Annotated in this window: 14 protein-coding genes and 2 pseudogenes; 8 read left to right on the top strand and 8 right to left on the bottom strand. The window is 60.6% G+C overall.

Annotated elements, in window-relative coordinates; translation table 11 throughout:
- Nucleotides 1-179: pseudogene (locus tag AC1DS6_RS37695) on the bottom strand (cardiolipin synthase B); the annotation flags it as partial.
- Between the two features lie 59 nt (nt 180-238).
- On the opposite strand from AC1DS6_RS37695, the gene AC1DS6_RS37700 reads away from it, so the two are divergent.
- The gene (locus AC1DS6_RS37700; protein ID WP_477104431.1) at nt 239-964 is read left to right on the top strand and encodes an IS6 family transposase; all 726 of its coding nucleotides are present in this window, start codon (nt 239-241) and stop codon (nt 962-964) included.
- Between the two features lie 98 nt (nt 965-1,062).
- Here AC1DS6_RS37700 and AC1DS6_RS37705 read toward each other — a convergent pair whose 3' ends face one another.
- A complete protein-coding gene (locus AC1DS6_RS37705) occupies nt 1,063-2,739 on the bottom strand; it encodes a SagB/ThcOx family dehydrogenase (RefSeq protein WP_477104432.1) in 1,677 nt (558 codons plus the stop codon).
- Between the two features lie 4,079 nt (nt 2,740-6,818).
- Between AC1DS6_RS37705 and AC1DS6_RS37710 the strand changes: the two genes are divergently transcribed.
- The gene (locus tag AC1DS6_RS37710) at nt 6,819-8,177 is read left to right on the top strand and encodes a dicarboxylate/amino acid:cation symporter (RefSeq protein ID WP_477104433.1); all 1,359 of its coding nucleotides are present in this window, start codon (nt 6,819-6,821) and stop codon (nt 8,175-8,177) included.
- A gap of 131 nt (nt 8,178-8,308) precedes the next feature.
- Here AC1DS6_RS37710 and AC1DS6_RS37715 read toward each other — a convergent pair.
- Nucleotides 8,309-8,461: pseudogene (locus tag AC1DS6_RS37715) on the bottom strand (IS110 family transposase); the annotation flags it as partial.
- Between the two features lie 39 nt (nt 8,462-8,500).
- Here AC1DS6_RS37715 and AC1DS6_RS37720 point away from each other — a divergent pair.
- Together AC1DS6_RS37720 and AC1DS6_RS37725 are read left to right on the top strand one after the other, a co-directional pair.
- Nucleotides 8,501-8,935, top strand: a complete 435-nt coding sequence (locus tag AC1DS6_RS37720; RefSeq protein ID WP_477104434.1) for a hypothetical protein — start codon at nt 8,501-8,503, stop codon at nt 8,933-8,935.
- A gap of 1,141 nt (nt 8,936-10,076) precedes the next feature.
- Nucleotides 10,077-10,520 carry a GNAT family N-acetyltransferase gene (locus tag AC1DS6_RS37725; RefSeq protein ID WP_441632634.1) on the top strand — a complete coding sequence of 148 codons (444 nt, stop codon included), beginning with the start codon at nt 10,077-10,079 and terminating at the stop codon, nt 10,518-10,520.
- Nucleotides 10,521-10,694: 174 nt separating this feature from the next.
- Here the strand turns inward: AC1DS6_RS37725 and AC1DS6_RS37730 are convergent, their stop codons facing one another.
- From AC1DS6_RS37730 to AC1DS6_RS37750, 5 genes are all read right to left on the bottom strand, one after another.
- Nucleotides 10,695-10,919 (bottom strand): H-NS histone family protein, encoded by a 225-nt coding sequence (locus tag AC1DS6_RS37730; protein ID WP_441632636.1) that lies wholly within the window; start codon nt 10,917-10,919, stop codon nt 10,695-10,697.
- A gap of 248 nt (nt 10,920-11,167) precedes the next feature.
- Nucleotides 11,168-11,473 carry a hypothetical protein gene (locus AC1DS6_RS37735; protein WP_477104435.1) on the bottom strand — a complete coding sequence of 102 codons (306 nt, stop codon included), beginning with the start codon at nt 11,471-11,473 and terminating at the stop codon, nt 11,168-11,170.
- A gap of 105 nt (nt 11,474-11,578) precedes the next feature.
- Complete coding sequence (locus AC1DS6_RS37740; RefSeq protein ID WP_477104436.1) at nt 11,579-12,262, bottom strand: hypothetical protein; 684 nt, start codon at nt 12,260-12,262, stop codon at nt 11,579-11,581.
- Between the two features lie 565 nt (nt 12,263-12,827).
- Nucleotides 12,828-13,079, bottom strand: a complete 252-nt coding sequence (locus AC1DS6_RS37745; RefSeq protein ID WP_477104437.1) for a DUF1016 N-terminal domain-containing protein — start codon at nt 13,077-13,079, stop codon at nt 12,828-12,830.
- A gap of 157 nt (nt 13,080-13,236) precedes the next feature.
- Nucleotides 13,237-13,671 (bottom strand): DNA-binding protein, encoded by a 435-nt coding sequence (locus AC1DS6_RS37750; protein WP_477104438.1) that lies wholly within the window; start codon nt 13,669-13,671, stop codon nt 13,237-13,239.
- A gap of 3,146 nt (nt 13,672-16,817) precedes the next feature.
- Here AC1DS6_RS37750 and pgaA point away from each other — a divergent pair.
- The 4 genes from pgaA to AC1DS6_RS37770 are packed head-to-tail and all read left to right on the top strand — an operon-like array spanning nt 16,818 to nt 22,718.
- A complete protein-coding gene (gene pgaA, locus AC1DS6_RS37755; protein WP_477104439.1) occupies nt 16,818-18,863 on the top strand; it encodes a poly-beta-1,6 N-acetyl-D-glucosamine export porin PgaA in 2,046 nt (681 codons plus the stop codon).
- A 6-nt stretch (nt 18,864-18,869) separates the two neighbouring features.
- The gene (gene pgaB, locus AC1DS6_RS37760) at nt 18,870-20,915 is read left to right on the top strand and encodes a poly-beta-1,6-N-acetyl-D-glucosamine N-deacetylase PgaB (RefSeq protein ID WP_477104440.1); all 2,046 of its coding nucleotides are present in this window, start codon (nt 18,870-18,872) and stop codon (nt 20,913-20,915) included.
- Between the two features lie 35 nt (nt 20,916-20,950).
- Nucleotides 20,951-22,264, top strand: a complete 1,314-nt coding sequence (gene pgaC, locus AC1DS6_RS37765; protein ID WP_477104441.1) for a poly-beta-1,6-N-acetyl-D-glucosamine synthase — start codon at nt 20,951-20,953, stop codon at nt 22,262-22,264.
- Between the two features lie 13 nt (nt 22,265-22,277).
- Complete coding sequence (locus AC1DS6_RS37770; protein ID WP_477104442.1) at nt 22,278-22,718, top strand: hypothetical protein; 441 nt, start codon at nt 22,278-22,280, stop codon at nt 22,716-22,718.
- Nucleotides 22,719-22,805: the final 87 nt, after the last annotated feature.

Here is a 22,805-nt window from a genome sequence, read left to right on the forward strand (position 1 = left end):
AGTGCTTTCAGTGTCAGGTCGTCAGGCACAAAATAGGCGGATGATAGATCGATGGATCGGCTGGCGGCGGTGATAGCAAGCAGGTACATCAACGCCATGCTTTCACTGCCCCCGGTGGGCGAACTGCTGAAGATCTGCGCTCGCCCCTGGCCAACACGCGGCAGCACGGGGAAATAGGGTTCCGTCGCAGTAACGGTGCCGAAGTAGAATTTGCGGTCGCGAAACCCGAAGCCAGAAGATGAGCCATCACACGAAGCGCCCACGAAAGAGCCTGCCGGCAGGGATTGCCAAGGTGCTCAAGCGCCTGCACTACCCGCTGGACGTGATTCTGCTATGCGTGCGCTGGTACGTGGCGTACTCACTAAGTCTGTGGGATCTGGAGGAAATGATGGCCGAACGCGGTATCTCGGTGGACCATTCCACCGTGCATCGCTGGGTGATCAAGCTGCTACCGGTGTTCGAGCAGGCATTTCGCAGGCATCAGCGTCCGGTGGGCACCAGTTGGCGCATGGACGAAACCTACCTCCTGGTAAAGGGGCAATGGAAGTATCTCTACCGGGCTGTGGACAAGGCCGGCAAGACCATTGATTTCCTGTTGTGCGCACGCCGTGACACGGCCGCTGCCCGGCGCTTCTTCGAGAAGGCCATCGCCCAGAATGGGGCTCCGCAGACTGTCATGGTGGACAAGAGCCGCGCCAATCTGGCAGCCCTGCAGGCCATCAACGCTAAAAGGGAAACTCCCATCAAGATCCGGCAAAACAAATACCTGAACAACCTCGTCGAGCAGGACCACCGGTCCATCAAACGCCGGGTCAGGCCGATGCTGGGATTCCAGAATTTTCGCTGCGCCCGCATTATCCTGGGTGGCATCGAGACCATGCGCATGATCTGCAAAAGGCAGATGGTCGCCCCAAAGGGGAGTAGTCCGTCCGCTGCTGAGCAATTTTACTCGCTGGCCGCATAAGCGCAGCACCCCGGCTACTCCTCGCTGGTACCACCTCCTTATCGCGACAAAACCCGGGGAAGTCAACAATGGCTGGACTATCCTGACATCGGCGCTTGCTACCGAGCGGATGATGATGGGTAGCTTCGTGGCCAATGCCCGCGCGGAATTCGAGCGCCTGGTTCGCTGCGTTCGCGGCGCGGCTGAACCTCATACGGTGCAAATGTAGACAAGCGCTGATCGACCATGGCGCCACCGACGGTAAAGTGATACAGGCTTTGCCAAGCGTGATCTTTGATTCCCAGCATGGCGTGCATTTCATCGTCGAAAAAACAGCCAATTCCCGTAGCGCGCTCTCCGGAGGCTTCTGCTTCAAGATAGAGCGCCTGGCCGAGAATTCCGCATTCCCAGAAAAGATGGCGATAACGCCATGGTTGCTTCAGGGCGATTTCGAAATTTGCGATCATTCCCAGCGCAAAGCAGGAATCAGCGGCGATGTCCTGGTGACAACAGATCAACTTTGCTACTGCGCGTAAATCGTAAGGTAGCAGAAAATAGAGCGGCAGATGGTCCGGTCCAGTCTTTTGCCACAGCCATTCCGGGCGCATAGCCTGCTTGAGGCTAGGCAGCGCCCCGGAATGTCTTACTAGCACATACAGGCCCGGCTCCAGATCGTCCACGCGGTGCACCAACAGCGCCGGATGCACCGCGACTGGAGACATCAGCGTATTCCACGGTGGCGTGTCGCTACGTACCAACAGGCATGCCAGCATGGCGAAAAAAGCCGCGGCGGTGATGCGCGTCGTACCATCGAAACTCACAGCGCTGCGGCGCTGCCGAGCGATTCGGGCAAAGCTCAGATCAAGGGCGGGCGTCGCGGACCACCGGTGCGGCTCCGGATTTGGCGAGCTCGGTTCGCGAGTACGAGACTTGTGCGTGGCGCGATGGATCGAATCGATGTCGGGCCAACTCTCATGTCCCGCGCTTAGTTGATTCGCGTATCCGTACCAGTGCGCCTTATCCAAAGCAGCCTGCAGGCACCTAGGGTCCGGCTGTGCTTCAGGATTGCCGATCCAAAGCAGGGCATCTGGCACCTCTGGTTCGGCCGGTCCAAAATCCTCGCGGCGGTTCAATCCAAGCAATGCGGCCAACGCGTCATCCGCAGCCGCCTCCACCAGCCGCGTCTGCCAGCCGAGAGCTGCCGCGGCGTAACTCACTGCCGCGATAGCATGGCCGCAGTCATGCTGGCAGTAGCGCCATGCGCGCATTCCGTATTTCCACGCCTCGCGCCAGTGGATCGAGCTGATGCCGACCAGGATACCGCCGCCTGCAAACGCCTCGGTCCATCGAGGATCATCCAATTCAGCGCGATGTTCAAGTACATGGTTGCGGCTCAGGTAATGGTAGACCCCGCCAGCCAAGCCGGGCAGAGCCGGACACAGAAGATAGCCCTCGGTCGGATGCAGATTCCCGCTCGAAGGATTGCAGCGCAGTGACCACCGCTGAGCACCGTAGGATTTGCACGCTGACAGGCCGAGTGAAAGTTCAAACAGGATTGCCAGGGTACGAAGACTGAATCTTTGCGCGGGAGGCAGAGTGCCGCAGCGCAGCTCGTTGTAGCGTGCGGCCAAGGTGTCCGCGACCAATGGCAGAGCAATCCGCGGTGTGCCTTGAAACACCCGGAACGGGTCTGGCTGGGTTGCCCAGTCGAGCCCTTCGGGACCGGGAGCGTAGCTGTTGACACGGTGCTTGCTGCGTTCGTGATATTCAAGCAACACCTGCGTTAATCGGCTCATATGCCTTCAGCTCAGGAATGCTGATTTCGTATTATGGATCCTTTTCGGCCACCTGACGTCGCGGCGATAAGTGAACGCATCGAAGTACAGGGAGGGCCATTTTCTCGCCAGTGGGCGCAACTGGCAAGGGAGTTGGTCGGGCGCCCACCAGTTGAGTAACCCTTGTTGGGAATCTAGTCGCAAGAGCGTATTCTTAAGAAGTGACATAACAGCAGACCATAAGCAACGACAAGGCACTCATGAAGTACGCCCCCGTACCTCCGGCCCCGACAAGGCGCTCGACAACATCGAGAAAGCGCCAGAGTGAACAACCAGATGAAGGTCGCAAGACTGCGCAACCCGGTCAGTTCGATCCGCAAAACAAGCAGATTGCAGATTTGAGCTAGTTCGCGTCGAAGCAGCAGTCCAATGCTGCATCAACATCACTTTTGGTGCTATCGCGCCTACAAACGGATTTCTGACGCTGCCATCGCGGCATTCCTGTCCGGCTGTACCAATCGACGTTGACACCAGGGTCTCAATCCTCCGAGCGCAGTTGTGCCCGGATAACCGAGGTGCTGCTATGCGTACCCTTCTCTATTTTCGTTTCGCAGATGCTGCTTCGGCCAGAAATGGCTGGACTCAGGTGCTTGCCCTATCAAGGGCGCCAACTTACGTAACGGGTCCGTGGTTCATGGGCAGAGACCTCAAGCCTATCGAGGGCTTTCCGGCTGCCGATAGCAGCCATACCACATTCCGACCCGAAGTTTCGATGGCTGGATATGTTATCTGCGCGGTACTGGGTATAGCTCTCGCCGGATACTACGGCGACCATTCTGACCCGCTGAGTAGTCTCACCACCTATGGCCTTGGCTTTATGATCGGGGGCCTCGATTAGCCCGACATGCGGCCTTATTGTCGCAAGGCGAGCTTCTCATGATTGTGGGCTGCAAATCATCCGAGAAGGATAAGGTTATGACCTTGCTATATGGCAGAGGCGGAGTCGGCATAGAGGAGCACGGCGATTTTCTGCCGCATCTCCGCTGGATATAAAAATGGAATCTATTCCATTGCCACCGGACTAGGCTTACGTCTCGTCCGCGACTGCCGGTTCCTGAAAAGACGGCTTCCGCTGCTGGTAATGGCTTGCGAGGCGTGCCCAGACGCACCCGCAACGACGGTGGCGGATTCTTAGGAATCTCTGCCTTGAGCAACGGTCCGACAACGCGCCGGCAGAATCGGACTGCCCCAGTTGCCTGTCGCTATTGACGTCAGCCAACTCTCATATATCCGACCTATTATGATAGTTCGCCCCTGTGCATTCCAATGCAAGAGCGATTGAGTCACTAACCGGAGTCACATATGACCGTCAGGTTCAAATGTTGGTCCGAAGACGGCGAGGAAGTCATCAACGTACCAAAATCTCAGCTAATCTCGGAGTTCGCACCCCACACGACATTGCCCACAGTCCCGAAACAGGCAAAAGACGTCGAAGAAAAGGCCGTCAAATGGACGATGCCGGACGACCCAGATAGGTTTGGCGATTACGCGTAGCACTTACGCCGAGGTGCCCAGAGCAAACAGCCCGCGCAGCGAACTGCGCGGGCCCCGCAGTCTCCGGGCGACGCGTCCGCATTGACTACATCCCAGAAAATCCCTCATCCGACGTTCGCGGAATCGCCCTGCGCATTGCCGCCACTCAGCCAGCCAGCAAATAATGGTTCCCTGCCAAAGATCCGTGAAAGCCCTTTTGAGAGCCTTCCCGCAGCAGCCACAGCGGCAGGACTCCACAACGTTCAATTGCGCGACCTGGCCGTGGTCTAGCGACGCCGACGCTCGCGATCCAATGGAAAGAGACAGGCGATTTTTCCGTCTAGATGTGTCTGGATGTTCTCCGCCGTATCTCTGGCCGGCTTTTCCCCAGAGGTTCGTCAGTGCCTAATGGAGCCGCAGCTCGCACAGCACGTCACGTATCTCAAGGACGTGACGGGTAAAGACTTCGACTCAGTGAAGGCCTGCCTCCGCTACGGGGCTCAGGCGCATGCGTCGTCGTTGTATGAGGCATTTCTTGTCCGTTCGTGCCCATCGGAAATTCCGATGGCAGCTTGTACTGCAGCGAGTCGATCCTCGAGCAGCGGCCCCAGCTTGCCAATAGGATCACGTCGACCTTGCGGCAGGATACCTGCGAACGCCTCATTGGAAGCGCGAAGACATCTACTGGGATAGCCGGCGAGGTCTATCGCATTTTGATGGCGGGGAGCGTGCTGCCGCAGTGAAACTCCGAACTTTCGCCGCGGCGCTGAACGGTTCCACCGTATTCAGTCTGCTTGTGCCTCAATCTTTCATGGCGTGTGTCCCTAAAGGGAAGTATCGGGTGCGGGCGGCCACCTTAGTGCTTCGCCATGAGGGGGCGCGTTAACTATACTCACCTAAAGAACTTGCGGACGATGAAGATAGTAGCAAGTCCCCCTGTGGCGCCACTAAGGCGGCATTGACGTTCTTCAGTTCGAAAAAACAGGCGTCACCGAACCCGCAGGCCCAAAGACAGTAAATCAGAGCGCTCATCCGCAACAGCGGCAAGCCAATCCATGACTGCAAAAGAAACCTTTCAGTCCCTTCGGTCGCACATCCTGTCCCTTGAAGAGGAATTCACTAAGTGCCGTATCGTTGCCGTAGCCATCGCCAACGAGAACAACTGCTTCGCTCTGCGTCGCGTTGTCCTTGACAAGCACGGCACCATTTGGCTCGTCGGTTCGCCTACTTCGAGCAGTCACACGATCTCTGCTGCATGGAGTCATACCACCTACCAATTTTGCGTCCAGCCATCCACCGATGAAGTCCAGAAGGTCCAGTTTCTTGATCAGTCTGGCGCTCCCAAAAGTATCCTATAGGCATAAGGATTCGCGGGTTACGGTCTGGCCCCTGGCTGTATAAGGATGTGGTATCCGGTCCCGAAATGGGAAAGGCTGGGGAGCCGGGTCGGGCGGGATTTCCATTAGCATCCCGAACACCTCGCTGCGAGATTCGCTGCCTGGCACGAACTCACCGACGTGGCCAAAAATCCGTCAACTGCTTTGTGAGCGGCGGTCCCGCGTGCCACTGCATTGTCTCGCTATCGGCAAGTTAACAGTGCCTTGTCGACTGTCCATTTTTGGTTATGTTGAAAAAGCCATAAGTGCTAGTTACACCGCTTCCCAAGGTCGTGGAAAGAACCGCGGAAGTCCGTTCTCCAACCGTTCTCGGCGCTTTACTCAGCCGCCTGCGCAGCGTCGACACATGGCTAGACGATTCCGGCATCGCCACCGGGCGCATCGGCCGACAGCGGCTTCGTGGCCTGGGCATGCTGGCCGCGCTGACGTACAGATCCAGATGTCAGGCAGAGCGTCAGTGCCACTGCCATCGGTACGCAGCTGCCACCGACACCTGGGAAGTCCGTCCGCTTCGGCATGGTGGGACCACGCGTTTCGTGACCCTGCGCCAGCGTATTCCATTTGAGACCTGTGCAGGCCGGATTGCAATGTCCTTCCTTTGACGACAACGCGGCACGCTCCTTTGACTTTCGAAACCCCCTATCCAATACTGGAACGGCGGTTTTCCCAACATTGTTGCTGGGGACAGGACGGCTGACGCCGTTTCCTCTCGAGGCGGCGCCACTTCATTCGTCCTCGCCATGCGAATCGATGGGGGAATTCGATCGACTGACTGAAGCTATATCAGGGGCGGCCTTTTGCGCGACAGTACCCGGTTTGCGCACTTGACGGATCCCATGAACGCTGGATGGACCATCACCAGGAGACAGCCATGGCGACGCACGCCCATCTCCACGCGGTGCGGCACGGCGATGGATAGGCCAGTCAGTACTGGCCATGACACGCAATCGCGGCGCGCATGCGAAACCTGCGGCCCGATCCGGGCGACCTGCCCGCGCGCCGCCAGTGTCGCCCCAGCCGCGTTCGAGGCGGCGAAGCAGGCCAGGCAGAAGGGGGCTGCGCATGCGGCCCCGGCTTGCCAGTGCGCTCAAGCTGACCCGCCGGCCATCAAGCGTACGCGGCAAGCATCTAGACGCTGATAGTGATCGCGAAGCAATGACGGAGACACTCATGGATAAGAACAATCACCCGAAGCCGTTCTACAGATCGCTCTACTTCCAGGTCATCACCGCGATCGTCGTCGGCGTCCTCCTAGGCCACTTCTATCCGCACACCGGCGAGGCGATGAAGCCACTGGGCGATGGCTTTATTAAGCTGATCAAGATGATCATCGCCCCGATCATCTTCTGCACGGTCGTGGTGGGCATCGCTGGCATGGAGGACATGAAGAAGGTCGGCAAGACCGGCGGGCTGGCGCTGCTGTACTTCGAAGTCGTGAGCGGCATTGCGCTGGTGGTGGGCTTGATCATCATCAACATCGTCAAGCCCGGCGCCGGCATGAATGTCGACGTAACCACCCTCGACACGAAGGGCATCGCCGCCTACACCGGGCCCGGAAAGATGCAGGGTACGGTGGATTTCCTGCTGAACGTGATCCCGAGTACCGTGGTGGATGCCTTCGCCAAGGGCGAGATTCTCCAGGTGCTGCTGTTTGCGGTGATGTTCGGCTTCGCGCTGCACAAGTTCGGCGGCCGCGGCACGCTGGTGTTCGATTTCATCGAGAAGTTCTCGCATGTGCTGTTTACCATCGTCGGCTACATCATGAAGGTCGCTCCCATCGGCGCGTTCGGCGCCATGGCGTTCACCATTGGGAAGTACGGCGTGGGTTCGCTGCTGCAGCTTGGCCAGCTGATGGCGACGTTTTATGCGACTTGCCTGCTGTTCATCTTTATCGTGCTTGGTACCATCGCACGCCTGCACGGCTTCTCGATCTGGAAGTTCATCAAGTACATCAAAGAGGAACTGCTGATCGTGCTGGGCACGTCGTCCTCCGAATCCGTGCTGCCGCGGATGATGGCCAAGCTGGAGAACCTCGGCGCCCGCAAGTCTGTCGTCGGCCTGGTAATCCCCACGGGATACTCGTTCAACCTGGATGGGACGTCCATCTACCTGACCATGGCGGCGGTATTCATCGCTCAGGCGACCAACACGGACATGACCCTGACGCAGCAGATCACGCTGCTGGCCGTGCTGCTGCTCACTTCGAAGGGCGCCGCCGGCGTCACCGGCAGTGGCTTTATCGTGCTCGCGGCCACGCTGTCGGCGGTGGGGCATGTGCCGGTCGCCGGTTTGGCCCTGATCCTCGGCATCGACCGCTTCATGTCCGAGGCCCGCGCGCTGACCAACCTGATCGGCAACGGCGTGGCCACGGTGGTGGTCGCGAAATGGACCGGCGACCTCGATGTCGAACGGATGCGTCGCAGGCTGGACAACGAATCGGACACTGAAGCCGACGAACCCGAAGTGGTGCTCGATCAGGTTGCGGCCCACATGCCGGTTGCTGTACGCAGCACCGATATGCCTCGCTGACCTTCACGTTGCCGATGCACGCGCGCTCGCGCTGGTGACTTGCAGCCGCGGGCGTTGTCAGGTTGATTGATCAGTGGCGTAAGATGGCTCGATGAAGAAAACGAAATCGCTCACGGCCACCGGTTTCCGGCGGCGGCGTTGTTCTTGCCACGCTTGCCGGACATGCGATATGGAGCAACCGGCCTGGGCGCCATCATCTTGGCGGTATGTCCATGCACGCGAAACAGCCGAGCCCAATAATGCGCGCCCGAGCAAGCCTCCATGCCAATCAGACAATGTGGTAACTAATTCGATTACCCCTCGCCGCGCTGACTCGAAAGAGCTTGGCTTTGATGATCGGATCCAGGTCCAGATGGCCTTGCCGTTCCAAGGTATCACCCAACGTCGGGATCAATGTCTTCAGGCGCTTGCCGCAGACCCTGTCGGCCGCTTCCCACAACACCGTCAACACCTGGCGTACTGCCTCGTCGTACAGCCGATTGCGTTCGCGTGTCGCCTTCGTCGCCGCGGAGGCCCCCCTGCTGCCGCAGCGGCTGGATGGCGTGCTTGCGGTGATTCCCAGTCAGGGCCGCGAACTCATCGAGAATCGTGATCTGTTCACCGAACGCCGCGCTGCGATACCCCACTCGCAGCGCTTCGAGCAACTCCTTGCGTATCGTCATGCTGATTTGCCTCGTCACGTTGCGCTGCTCCCGCCGGACAATCCGACTGGTAGCAAACTACGTGAGGCAACAGGTCAGCACGGGTTGCAGTTCTGATGAGTCAATGCGCCGGCCAAGATGTTTGTCGGTAAACCGGACATCCTGCTTGACGCTATCCATGCGCGGCCCGTTCGATGCGGACCGGCGCGCCGCACTGCTGTCCTGCCGAGCGCTGCCCGGCTCACCGGACGCAGCACTCGGAAGTGGTGGTCGAGACTGACAGCGTGCAAGAAAGCTGACAGGCGCCAGCTGCGTGTCGGCGCCGATGGCAACGCTGGTGGCGCTCAGGCACCGTCGAGGAAAGGATTGGCGCGTTCCGAGCGCATCGGGAGCCAGGCTCATGCCGGCGGGGTCCATTGACGGGTTGGGGCTGCGGGCCAGCGTGGGGTCGACTGGAGCGGGGCGCCATGCACGGTTGAGCCGACTGTCCGGCACCTTGCGCATCGGGATCGCGTACAGCTGACAGCGCCCCCCGGGGCCGACGGCGCTGCCGCCGGCATTGCTTGCATAGGCTGGGCGGATGGCACCGCCTGGCTGGATTGCATCGGCTGAGTCGCTGGCATCGGCTGGGTCGGCTGAATGGGCTGGGCCTGCTGCGCGAACAGCGGGTAGGACGCGATCATCGCGCCAGCCATCAACAGGGATTCGCCAGATGTTGCTTCATTCGTGTACCTCCTAAAACGCCTACCGGCATAGGGACGGCCACTGTAGCGCCGAGGCATCTGACATTCTGTTCGATTTTGCTTGCACCGAGGCCGGCTAACTGCGCGCGCGAAAGTACCCCGCGCCGCACTTTGTGGCTTTGTTAGTTCATGCGCCACCCTCAAGGGGTGCTATGACGCCACCCAGCGCCGTCATACCCAATGACTCTGCCGGCTCACTCCGGAAAGCAGTGCAAGGACCTTGTATGCAGCCTGGATTTCGGGACGCTCGGAAGGCGCGCCCGAATCTCAGTGGTCGGCGCCCCGTTCCCCTGCACTGCGGAGTGCCTTCCTTGTTCTTGGGCCGCCGGCTGCGGTCTCACAATCGCTTACAAGCCGAATGCGTGTTCGGTGATAGGCTCACCACCATGACAGCCGACGGTTGCGCATGACCATCGCGCTGCTAAGTGAAGAAGACAAACATATGCCTTCTGAATAACTAGAGCGTGCAACAGGCTTCTCTTAGCCTAACGAAGCGCAAGTTGGAGTCACTTCCTATGTTGACCGACGTTCAACTACGTTCGGCCTCTCACTCAGATTGGCAGCAAGTCGTTACATTGCTTGAGAGTTGCAGGCTACCTGCCGCGGATGTTGTCGAAATTATCGAAGCCTTCCACATTGCGGTGTGTGATGGCCACATCGTTGGCTGCGCAGCGGCAGAGCACCATGGAGAGTCCATCCTCATCCGCTCGGTAGCAGTTGAGCCCGAATACCGCGACAGAGGCATTGCCAGCCGATTGGTTGAGGCGCTCTTGATGCGGGCTCGCGGCACGGAGGCGCGAGACGCCTATCTCCTGTCTACCGTAGCCCCAGCCTATTTCGCGCGCTGGGGATTCTCCCTTATCCCTGCTGAAGAAGCACCGCCAGAAGTCACGGCTTCAAGCGCATTTCAGCGGGCCGCGCAAACGTCTGCACTCTGCATGCGGTGTGAGTTGCGCTAACAGTAGATTCTCCTCTCAACGGGCAGGGTGGTCGCCCGAAGCAACCCAAAAGAAACAAACCCCCGGAAGACCGCAATCTTCCGGGCTTCCGCCGCCATTGCCGGCGAAGACGGAGGGATTCGAACCCCCAATAGCCTATTCCCTTGCCGTATCTACCTGGAAATGTTCCACGGTCTACCCGGCATTGACCGCCCGCTGCAGCCAGTCTGGCATGGCGCCGCGGTCGTCCCAGCCCTGCCCGTGCGCGTTGCGGTAGCGCACTGTCCCCGGCAATGGCGCCGGCGGCGACTCGGCAAAGCAGCCTGCGGCCTGCAAGTCCGCCAAGGTCAGGCCGTGCCTGGCCATCTGGATGCGGATCCAAGTAATCGCTTCGCCGCGCTCGATTTCGATCGACATCATTTTAGGTGCACAGATTCGAGGAGGCTGCGGAACAGGATCCTTGCGTTGTCGTCTTCAGAGACCGTTGGGCCTAACGCTTGTTCCGGCGGATCGCTGGTTTGTGGCAACACACTCCCCCGGAATCGCGTGCCCACCCTCGTCGCTCAAGAATAAATCAAACTCACGGAAACCGCCGGCCATCAGTCCCCGCTCGACTGGTCCACAGGCTTATCCCCTCGCGTGGTGGACAAATTTCACCCCGCCCTCGATCACTCCATCAAGCGGACCCGGAGTTGAACTTGGTGCGCGCCGGCGCCCGGCGCCTGGCTAGCACCAAGCGGCGTGTCGCGGTGGCTTCCGCCTGCGCGCTCGACCCGCCGCAGCGCCACCTCGAGTTCGGCCCGCAGGCGCTCGTGCGCCACCTGCCCATCTGCTAGCGCCTGCTGCGCCGCCCCCCACTGCCGGTTAAGCGTGTCGCGCTCGGCCTGCAGTCGTGCCCGCTCCTCGGCGCCGGCCACGGCCGCGTCTTGCGTCCGCGCCTGCACCGCTGCCAGCTCAGTGCGCAGGTCCGCCACCGCCTGCTCGCCCTTCTGGCGCAGCGTGCGCTCCTGGTCGATCTCGCGCAGCGCTCGGTGGCGCTGGCGCGCTCCTGCGCGACGGCCACCTGCTCGCGGGTGTGTTCACTTGCGTCTCGCGCGCGGGTCGGCCTTGGCGTGTTCGATCGCCTTAAGTGTTTCTGAGTCGAGCACTGCCTGGGCGTCTGACGGAATGGCAAACAGTTTGCCGTCGACGTCATGGACGTGTAACTGCTCATGGGTGACAGCATCCGTCACCAGCGCGCGGCCAGTCAGGCGCAGGGCGGCTTGGAGATGTGATTGTCCCGAGACGATCCGGTAATTACGTCCTTCTGATCGTCTCACCACCGCGTCAGTGGGGATCTCGCCGAGCTCGATAGCGCCGAATCCGGGGAGCGACATTTCCTCGATGCGATTCTTGATGCAGGCGACCATCACGGCTGCGCTGGGGCGCTCGGTTGCCGCAAGCCGTTCATATTGACCGAGGAGGATGTTGGCCTTCTCGATTGAGGGCGTCGTATAGACAAAGGACTGGATGGCGGTCGGCGGGCAAGTCAACCGGGTCGCCATGATTGCGAATGCCCAGTCCCTCTTGTAGTTGCAGTGTGGGCAAACCCAGCCGTACTTGGTGGCAATCAGGATGCCATGGGCGCCACCTTCGACTCCGTGGCGATGATCGGCGCTGTTCCTGCAGGTGAAGGCGCGCAGAACCGGGCCGCCGAGGCCAACCTGGTTCTCGTTGAGCTTCTGGACCTGATCGTCGGTGAACGGTGCGCGGATGTAACTCATGGCATTTGAGAAAGCAGCTTCGGCGTGACGTGGCTATCGCCGCGCAGCCGGCACCCGCCACGCTCCGGAGTCTGCCCGGCGGCTAACAGAAACTCTGGGCGCCAGGACACACTGCGGTCGCCGCCTCCTTCCAGTTTATGCCCGGGAGAAGGGCTACGTTGCTTTGGCCGGGCCCGGACCTTTTGTGTGCTGCCCGACCTAAATCCATTCCGCTTCGTCGAAGCAGACAGGACAAATCTGCTCGTCCTGTTCGTGGCGGCGGGGAGGGGGGAACGGAGCTGCCGTCCCCTTTACCTCGCCCAGGAATCCGGCCGGCGGACACGTGCCCGCAGACCACGCACCGGAAGCAGGTCACCGGTGCACTGGGGCCCAGTGCCGCGTCAGCGGTCGCGACCTTTGGCATTGTCGATGGCCTCCCGGGTCCCCGCGTCCAGCGCAGACTGCGAATCGTCGGATACGGCAAACTGCCGACCATCGACTTCGTGCACGTGCAGCATTTTCCCGGTGACTACGCGACCACATGCACGGCGGCCTCCTTGGCATATCATTCGCGCAGTTCGTTGTACTACCATTTGTCCAGCAGCGTGCAAAGGTGGAACCGGGGCAGTTGTGCAGCAGCCTGCTGCACAAATTCCCCGCTCGGCCAAGCCTCGGCCAGCGCGCGCATGTACTTGAGGTTGTGCGGCGAAAAGCCTCTCATGTCCGGAAACGTCACCCGCAGATCGCGTGCGAGCCGGTCTATGACCCTGGCTCCCCATCCCTGCTGCTGCTGCTGCTGCTCGAGGATGTCACGTCCGATCTGCCAATAGAGCGCCATGAGTTCCCGGTGACCGAGCGGACCGCACGCTGGCGTGCCTGCTCGACCCAAGTTTTCAACCCAGCGAGCCAAGCGGTGTAATCGGGGGAAGGGAGCGTTGCGTGCGGCATTCGGTTGGTTCCGTTTCGGATTGCGGGCCGGCGGCGCCGGTCGCCCCTCATTGTCCGGGTCGGTCAGCTGGCGAGCAATGCAAGGCCCAGGCCGTTCCATGGGACGGCACCGCCGCGAGAATACTACCCAACCTGGAAATGTTCCACGGCCTGCCCGGCGTTTCCGCCACGACCACCGCGGCCCGCGCCAGGTCGCGCTGCGCCTCCGCCTCGCTCGCCGGCAGCCAAGCTTCGGCCCGCAAGGCGGCCAGTTCGCCGGCGGCCGCCTCGTTGGCGGCCGGCCAGATCGACTGCACCGCGTCGGCCGCGATCGACTTGAGCGCGTCCGGCAGCCCGGAGTGGCCAACGGTCGCGCGCATCTTGCTCCGCAGGTCCGCCCGGAACTGCGCCAGCACCTCGGTGGGCGTGCCCATGTTGCCCTTGCGCACCTGGCCATATAGCTTGTTGAGGGATGGCCGGGATTCGTCAAAAATCCGCCGCATCTCCTACTAACCAACTGATTTAAAATAAGAATTGCCGCTTTTTTGCCTGGCGGCCGCGGCACGCGCACGCACTGCTACAAATCCGGACTGCCGTGCTCAATGACCAGCTCCGATCGCACGTTGAACGATGGTATCCCTCCATCGCCAGAGCAGAAAACCACCGCATTGCCGCTTAGTCAGCGCCCGCTTTGGTGCGGTCTCCTACTGTCACATTTTTCCGGGGGTCAAAAAAAGACGCCATTTTTGGCGCCTCGAACTTGGGTCTCACCCCAAACTACCGGTAATCTAACCCTCGCGGCCGTTTTAGCCCGTTTCCAGCCACCGTTCGGCAAACTGGCTCGGCCCGCAGCCCGCGGTGCATTCAGATTTCATCGTTCCGGTCTTTGCCGCGCGAAATCCGCGCCGGCTGGCCGGCTGCAGCCATCCTCGCTCTCCTCGTCATGACCTAGTCGGCGCCGCCGCACTGCGTCCGCTCTCGCCCAAGTCGAATCGGTTCGCCCGAACCAGGTCGGACTGCGCAGTCTGGCCCGGTTCGGACTGGCTTGCCACTTCCGTGGAAGCCGATCACGCCGTCCACTCCACAATCTCAGTGAGGCTGAGGATGGCACGCGCCCTATCACCGCGCGCACCGAGACGGTGGATTTTCAGTATAGCCCTCGAACGCCGCCCCACCAAGGCGGCTGGCCCGACTGCCCGCTGCAACCAGTCCGGCATGGCACCGCGGCCGTCCCAGCCCTGCCCGTGCGCGTTGCGGTAGCGCACCACACCAGGCGTCGGGGTCGGCGGCGGCTCGGCAAAGCAGCCGGCGGCCTGCGGGTCGGACAGGCTCAGCCCATGCTAGGCCATCTGGATGCGGATCCAGGTGATGGCTTCCGCGCGCTCGATTTCGATCGACATGATGCAGGTGAATAGATTTGAGCGCGGGATCGAGCGTCGCGCCGTCATTCGGGAACAGTGAGGTTGTTCCAGGGATTGCTGCTGTGGAGATCCGCGCCGGCGGAAGGACAAGGTGGCCTATCTGCTTAAATTTTAATCAAATCCACAGATCGCGCGGTGGACACCCTGCCCCACCCACCTCCCTCAGGCTGGCCCGGGCTTGAACTTGGTGCGCGTCACCGGCGCCCGGCGCCTGGCCGCCACCAGCCGGCGGGTCGCGGCGGCTTCCGCATCTGCCCGCTCGGCACGGCGTACGGCCGTTTCCAGTTCCGCCCGCAGCCCTTTTGTGCCGCCTGCCCTCGCTCGAACGCCTGCTCTGCCTCCGCCAGTTGCCGGTGGAGCGTGTCGCGCGGCGTCCAGTTCCCCCTGCAGCCCCGAGTGGAGAAAGAGCCACCGTGCGTGACATCGTTGGCACGATGGCGATGATGATTGAAAGCGCGGAGCATCATCGCGGGGCCAGAGAGCAATACCGCGCCGACGCCATCGATCGGCGGATACGGATATGGGTAGCATCCAGCCGAATGGCTCACCCTCAGTGACTACAGCATTCTGGTGTTCGCGGCGTGCTTGCCTGTCGCCTTGCATCATGACCTTCTGGCTTTCCTGCAGCGATTTGAAGCCTTCCCCACACACATCCAATATGTACCGTAACGCCCACATTTGCAATTTGTACCGGCACTGCCAGCCACTAACTACAGCAAATTCATTATTTTACGGCCTCCGGAGTCGAAATGAATTACAGAAGCCATTAAAATAATGGGAATCGATAACAAATAAATTGTGATAACAATTATTCATTAGTGTCAGTCATCCTGCTGGAATTGAGCTGGAATCATGATCACTTAATATTTAAGTCGTTTCACGTACGCATAAAGAATCGCAATTAATGATTTCGATCTAGACAATGACAGAAATGCCCCAAAATTTCCAGCCAGACTTCTTCTTGGTCTAACCATTCGGTCACTCAGGTTTCACTCAACACCAGATTGATAAATGGCGCGGCATGGATGTGTTCGCACCGTCTTATACGTATATCGTGTCCGATTTGGCCCGCATTTCATGCTTATTTTCAATCTCGAAATTACATTTCGGCACTTAATAAAATGTTAATAACTATACATCCAAATAGACGTATTAAACGGCACACATATATTGATATACGGATCTTTCAATACGATATTCTTACATAAGAATGGCATCGAAAAGATCACGATGCTTCACGTCCACATTGAATCTCTTTGGTTGTATTTAATAAACTCTAATTATCAATCGAAATAGTCAATTTTTTGGAAAAAAGTATCTTTTTACTTATTAAATTTAAATCACTCGCATCGCTTAGCAGTGAGTCAGATTACCTTCAGCAAGGATTCCATAAGCTCGCGTCCGACCGGATCGCGCCAAGCCTCGACCGCCTCGTCGTAAGCCTCATCGACATGCCGCCCATTTGCCTTGTTGACGCTTATCCTGGATTGATCTCAGCCCCCGCTTTGGCGTGGGCTCCCATTCGTCCCGCCGCCATCCAGAGTCAGTCGCTGCTCTCACCCCGCCCGCGGCACCGATCAACGTCGCACGTCTCGGCTGCGCCATAAGGGATAACTCCCACCTTGCCCCAGCCCAGACACTCAACCTAGCCGCCCTCTTCAGGATGCTTATCCCTGCGCCACCTTCGGCATGCAATCGTGTCCTCTCTGTGACAGAGGGCAGGGCAATGGGATTAGATCGGCCTCCCACTTTCGGCTGGGCCCCCTAGTGCTTCTGGCGACTGTCTCGTTAGTGCTTGATCGCCGAATAATGCACTGCGCAAAGACGACGACACGGCACGCGATAACGCGTGAAGAAGCGAGCTCTGACATGGCCGGGAAGGACTGGGCGCCTCGGCGACGGTCGCGAGACCGAACGAATAAACGAGAAATATATGCATGAAGGCGGTTCGTGCCGCCGCAGCGCAAAGCGTTGCAGCGGCGCCGGCCTTGGAAGGGAAGCACAGGGTGTAGCTGGTGACGACCCGGCGGCGCCTTGATATCTGGTTGATTTCAGTGCGGACAAGTTCCGGTGGACTGGATGAGCGCGTTGCGCTGCGACGAAGCCATCCGGCTAGCCGGATGATGGCCATCCCCTCGTTTCATCGCATCGACGCCGGCAAGGATATGCCGCCGCCAAGGGGGACGTTTCGTTTGTAGCAGCATCGCAATCCGGGGGAGACACAAAACGTGAATGCACCTCAGCAGAGCCGCAAGCGATTGCGGACCACGCTTAAGACCACAGCAGTCCTGTTGGCACTGTTCGCTCGCGAACATTGCGCCGCAGAGGCCACCAGGCCGACGGCGCCGCACGCCCACCCGGCACCCAGGGCGGAACAGCTAACGCTCGCAAACGAGAAGGACCGCCTTAGGGAGCGCATATTCGCCCTGGCCGAAGGCGGCTCGCCCAAGTTGGCCCTGGAACAGGCCGCCACACGCCCGGACGTATTTGCGCCTCGCGACCTCCTGCTACTGGAGCATCTTGTGGTTGCCCAGCAAATCAGGTGGGCCCGGCAGCAAGCCAGTGCTTCCAATGACCCCGATCGGCTGGCTCCGGCCGACAGCGCGCTGGCCGCGGCCGATGCGCTGCTAGCCCGGATTCCCGCAGACGACGAATACAGCGGGGTGAGGCGCGCGGTCCAGGCCGACCGCCTCACCGCGCTATCGGTACGTGGGCGCATGAAGGAAGCAACGGCGCTCTACGAGCAGATTTCGCGGGCACCTGAGCCGATGCCGGCTTCCGTCTATGTCGCCGCAGGCGATGCCTACGCCTATCTCGACAAGCCCGACCTCGCAGCCGCCGCCTATGAACAGGCCTTGCAGACGGGGGTCGAGCCGCTAAGGGAGACCACCGAGCCCTATGCGCTATCGCTGCCGGACGTGCAGGAAAGCTTGTTCTTTGCCTACCTGGACCAGGGGCACTACGAAGCGGCGCGCGAGCTGGTCACCATGATGGCACGCAACACGCCGGCGCATAACGAGCTGTCAGAAGACGCCGACAAGACCAATCCGGAGTACGGCCGCGTCAAGAAGCTGCAGGCTCAATACCTGCTCTACACCAATCACGTGGAAGAGGGCCTGCAGGCGCTCGAGACCCTGCGCAAGGCGGCCCCGTTCGATCCTTCCTTCCTGACCGCCCGCGCGGACGGCTCCCTGGTACTGGAGCGCCCCTACGCCTCGCAGAGCATCTACCGCCAGGCGCAAGCCGACCACCCCGGCGACATCGAGAGCCTCGTGGGCATCGGCAAGACCGCACTGCAACTGCATCAGTACGACCAGGCCAAGGCGGTCGCGACAGTCTTCGACGGCAATTTTCCCGACAACAACAGCGTCAAGAATTTCCAGCGCGAGTACCGCATCTACGAGCGTCCACAACTGATCATCGACGCCATTGGCGAGCGCGGCAACGCGGCGCTGGCGGATCATGCCTGGGGCGTTGACACACGCCTCTACTCGTCACCGATGGCCGATTACTGGCGTGTCTTCGCGCACCAATACTCGGGACGCGCCGACACCGGCGATGGCCAGAGCGTCAGCCGCATACGCAATGGCCTGGGCGGAGATTTCCGGCGCGACGGATGGGAAGCCGCCGCCGAGGTGCATCAGTCCACCGGTGGCCACGGCAAGACCGGCGGCACCGGCACGCTTGCCTTCCAGCCCAACGATCACTGGCGTTTTGGCGCCGGCGTCGATTCCGACGACAACGCGCTGCCGTGGAAAGCCTACCAGGCTGGCATCACCGGCCGCGCCGCCACGGCATCGGCCCGCTATTCGCAGGACGATGCCCGTTACTTCAACGTGATGTATGGCGCATCGCGCTACAGCGACACCAATTTTCACCAGCAGTGGCAGGGCACCTGGTACGAACGGCTGATGAACCAGCCACGCCACCAGGTCTCGATCTGGCTCGACGTGGGCTCCAGCAGCAACACCCTTGATGGCACTGCTTACTTCAATCCGCGGCGCGACTACGTCGCGCAACTGCGCTCGATGTATCAGTGGACGCCGTGGCGCTATGCGGAGAAGTTGTTCGCCCAGCGCGTATATGTCACTGCGGGCGGCTACAAGCAGGACGGCTTCGGCGACAGCATGCTGTGGGAGGCTCGCCTCGAACAGTTCTGGCAGCTTGGCCGCAAGGCTTCCCTCACCTACGGCATTGGCGTCGGCAGCAGGCGCTACGACTCGAATCGCGAAACGACCAAGCTGATCTACCTCAATCTCAACGTTCCCCTATAGGTCATCATGAACAAGCTTAATCGTCGAAAATTCATCGGGCTCGCCGGCGCGCTGTCGGTGAGCCACAGCGCGCACGCCGGCTACGGCCTGTCCTTGCTGCCGCCACCAGATCGCGACGATGGGCTGACTTTCCGCGTACTTGCGTTCCACGATATCCGCGACGACCTGCGTGCCGATGTGGGAACGGTGGCGGACACGTGCGCCATCAGCACCGCAACGCTCAACAATATCTTCGCCTGGCTCAAGGGCAATGACTTCCACCCGGTCAGCGTCGACCAGATCATCGCATCGCGCAACGGCGGACCGCGGCTGCCGCCGCGCGCCGTGCTGCTGACCTTCGACGACGCCTACAGGAGCCAGTACACCAAGGCTTTTCCCCTGCTGCGGCAGTACAACTATCCCGGCCTGGTGGCCGTGGTGTCGCGCTGGACCAGTACACCGCAAGATGAGCCGGTTCGCATCAGCCATAAGTCTGTGATGGCGCCTGGCTACTTCATGAGCTGGGACAACCTGCGCGAAATGGCCGAGTCCGGGCTCGTGGAAATCGCTTCGCACACGCACGATATGCACCATGGCGCGGTCGCAAATCCCCAGGGCAATGAACTTCCTGCGGCGAGCGCGCACATGTATTTTGCCGCCCTGAAGCGCTACGAAACCGAGCAGGAATACGAAAGCCGGGTCGGTGGAGACCTGAAGACGTGCTCCGAACTGATCCAGGCCAACACCGGCGTCAAGGTGCGCTCGATGGTCTGGCCCTATGGCATGTACAACGCGGCGCTGATCGGCGCATCGCACAAGCTTGGCATGAACGTCCACTTCACCCTCGACGACGGACCTAATACTCCCGAGGTGCCCCTGACCAAGGTCAGGCGCCTGCTGGTTTCCTACGACTGGGATGCCGGCGTCATGATGGGCCAGTTCCGCCAGCAATCGGCCTATCGCGGCGACAACCGGCCGGTCGAACGCGTGGTCAATGTCTCGCTCGACGACGTGTATGATCCCAATCCCGATCGCCAGGAAGCCAGGCTGTCGCGCCTCATCGACCGGATCAAGGATCTCGAGCCGAAATCGGTCTATCTGCAAGCCTATTACGATCCCGACGGCAGCGGCACCGCCCAGGCGCTGTACTTTCCCAATCGGCACCTGCCGGTGCGTGCCGACCTGTTCTCGCGCACGGCGTGGCAATTGATTACCCGCGCCGGGGTACAGGTCTATGCGACGCTACCTGTGCTTGCCTACAAGCTGCCCACGGGCCATCCGGCCTCTGCGCGGCTGGTAACGGTGCTGCCTGGCGCACCGCCCACCCCCTCCGATCCGCGACAGCGGCAACGGCTCAGCCCCTTCGACCCGCTCGCTCGCGGCGTGATCCGCGATATCTACTACGACCTGGCCAGGTACACCAGCCTGAACGGCATCGTGTTCGGCGAGGACGCCAGCCTGAGCGATGTCGAGGATGCCAGCGAAGCCGCGCTTTCCGCCTATGCCGACTGGGGTCTTCCGCGCGATCTCGCAACCATCCGCGCCAACCCCGATCTGCTGCAGCGATGGTCGGGCGCCAAACTCCAGTACCTGATCGACTTCACACGTCAACTCGCGGACGTAGTCAAGGACTACCAGGGCGGCGGCAATGTGCTGACCGTGCGCAGCCTGCCCGCCAACGCGGTGTTACGCCCTGACGCGAGCATGCGACTGGCCCAGGACATTGATGCCTTCTCCGTGCAGTACGACTTCATCAACCTGATGGCTTACGCCGATGCCGACGGCGGTCCGCCATCCACGCCCTGGCTGGAGAGCCTGGCACGTGCCGTGGCCGCGCATCCAGGCGCGCTGCCGAAGACCATCTTCGCCCTGCAGACACTCGACGGCCGTACCCAGGCCCCGATTGCCAGCACCGCGCTACGCGAGCAGATGCAGCGCTTGCGCATGGCTGGCGTCAAACATCTCGGCTACCGCCCTGACCAGTTCATGGTGAACCAGCCTGACCTGGCGGTGCTGCGGGATGTCATGTCCATGCAGAATCTGGTTCGGCCGCGCAACGGCATGAAAGTCTAGACCAAGAGCAAATATAAATTAGGTGGGAGGACATCATGAAGAACGCGGCAAGCGTGATCTCGAATTTCGTCTTTTACTATCCATTGTTCATGTCGTACTTGTGGATGACCGGTGGCCTCCTTCACTACTTCCTCGTCGAGAGAAAGGAACGCCATAAGAAGCGGGCTGACGTGGTGCTCGATTGTCCCAAGGTCTCGGTGATCGTGCCCTGCTTCAACGAGGAAGATAATGTGCGCGAGGTGATCGCGAACCTGGCTAACCTGCGCTATCCAAACTACAACATCATCGCTGTCAATGACGGTAGCCGCGATGCCACCGGAGACATCCTGAACGAGCTGATCGATCAGTACCCGCAATTGCTGGTGATCCACCAGAACAACAACGAGGGCAAGGCCATTGGGCTGACCACCGCGGCCATGCTGACCGATGCCGAGTACCTGCTGTGTATCGACGGTGACTCGCTGCTGGACCCGGAGGCCATCGGCTGGATGCTGCGCCACTTCCTGCGCGACGCGGGAGTAGGCGCCGTCACCGGCAACCCGCGCATTCGCACCCGGACCTCGCTCCTGGGCCGCATGCAAGTCGGCGAATTCTCGTCCATCGTGGGCCTGATCAAACGGACCCAGGAAATGTACGGCCGCCTGCTTACCGTTTCGGGTGTGATCTGCATGTTCCGCAAAAGTGCGCTGCGTAACGTGGGCTACTGGAGCCCCGACATGCTGACCGAAGACATCGATATCAGCTGGAAGCTGCAGGTCAATGGCTGGCGCCTGCATTTCGAGCCGCGCGCCCTCAGCTGGATCCTGATGCCCGAGACGATCAGGGGCCTGTTCAAGCAACGCCTGCGCTGGGCCCGGGGTGGTATCCAGGTGTTGCAGAAGTATGCGGCACCCATCATCACCAAGAGTAAGCCGATGATGTGGCCGATCTTCCTCGAGTATTCGATCAGTGTGATCTGGGCCTACTGCATGCTTTTCACCCTGGTGATGACGGCCGCGACCGCCTTGTTCGAGCTACCCGAGGCCTGGCGCTTCGCGGGCATGCCGCGCGGCGCGGGTGTCTTTCTCTTTCTGACCTGCTGCGTGCAGATCCTGGTTGGCTGCGTCATAGATCGCCCCTACGACACCAAGCTGCTGCGCTACTTTCTAGACACGATCTGGTACCCGGTCGCGTTCTGGACCATCAGCATGGTCGCTTCGGTGATCGCCCTGCCCGGCGTGCTGTTTCATCAGCGCCGCACCCGGGCAAGGTGGGTCAGCCCCGACCGAGGCATCCGCGAGGAGCCCACGCCGCCAAGGTCGCCCGCGCCGGCATCCCACTATGTCGGGCAATTTGAAGAGCATTCTTGAGGAGGAGTGAGAAATGAAAGACCCAATCATCGACGCGTCCAGCGCCACCTTGCAACAATATCTGCAGCATCATGCACGGGGCAAGGCGGTTCGCCGCTATCTCTGGTACCGCGTGGTGCGCCCCGTGCTCGTCGCAGCGATCTGGGCAGCGGCGGCGTTCTACATCTACTGGTGTGTGGCTTCTGCTGGCAGCACTGAGTTCTCGCTAAGGGAAGTCATGCCCGATGCGTTGATCATCTTCGCCATGAGCATGACGCTGACGTTTTGGACACTGGCGCGCCGCCTCGACGAGCGAGTGTCGGGTTCCAAGCGGCCTGCCCGCGCAGCGCCGATATCATCCCTCGACCTGGCCCGGGATGTGGTGCTCTCGGTGGGCACCGGTCGCAGCCTGATGGCCTTTCACGATGAAGATGGGCTGATTTCGCACGTTGCACCATTGCACGAGCTGGCTTGACCAGCAGCGGAGCATCGGCCTCGCGCGGGCGGCTCACCGGCCGTCGCGCGAGGCCTTTTTAAAACAGCTTTATTCTTTTTCGGGGCA

Source organism: Cupriavidus sp. 05L310 (assembly GCF_056398185.1).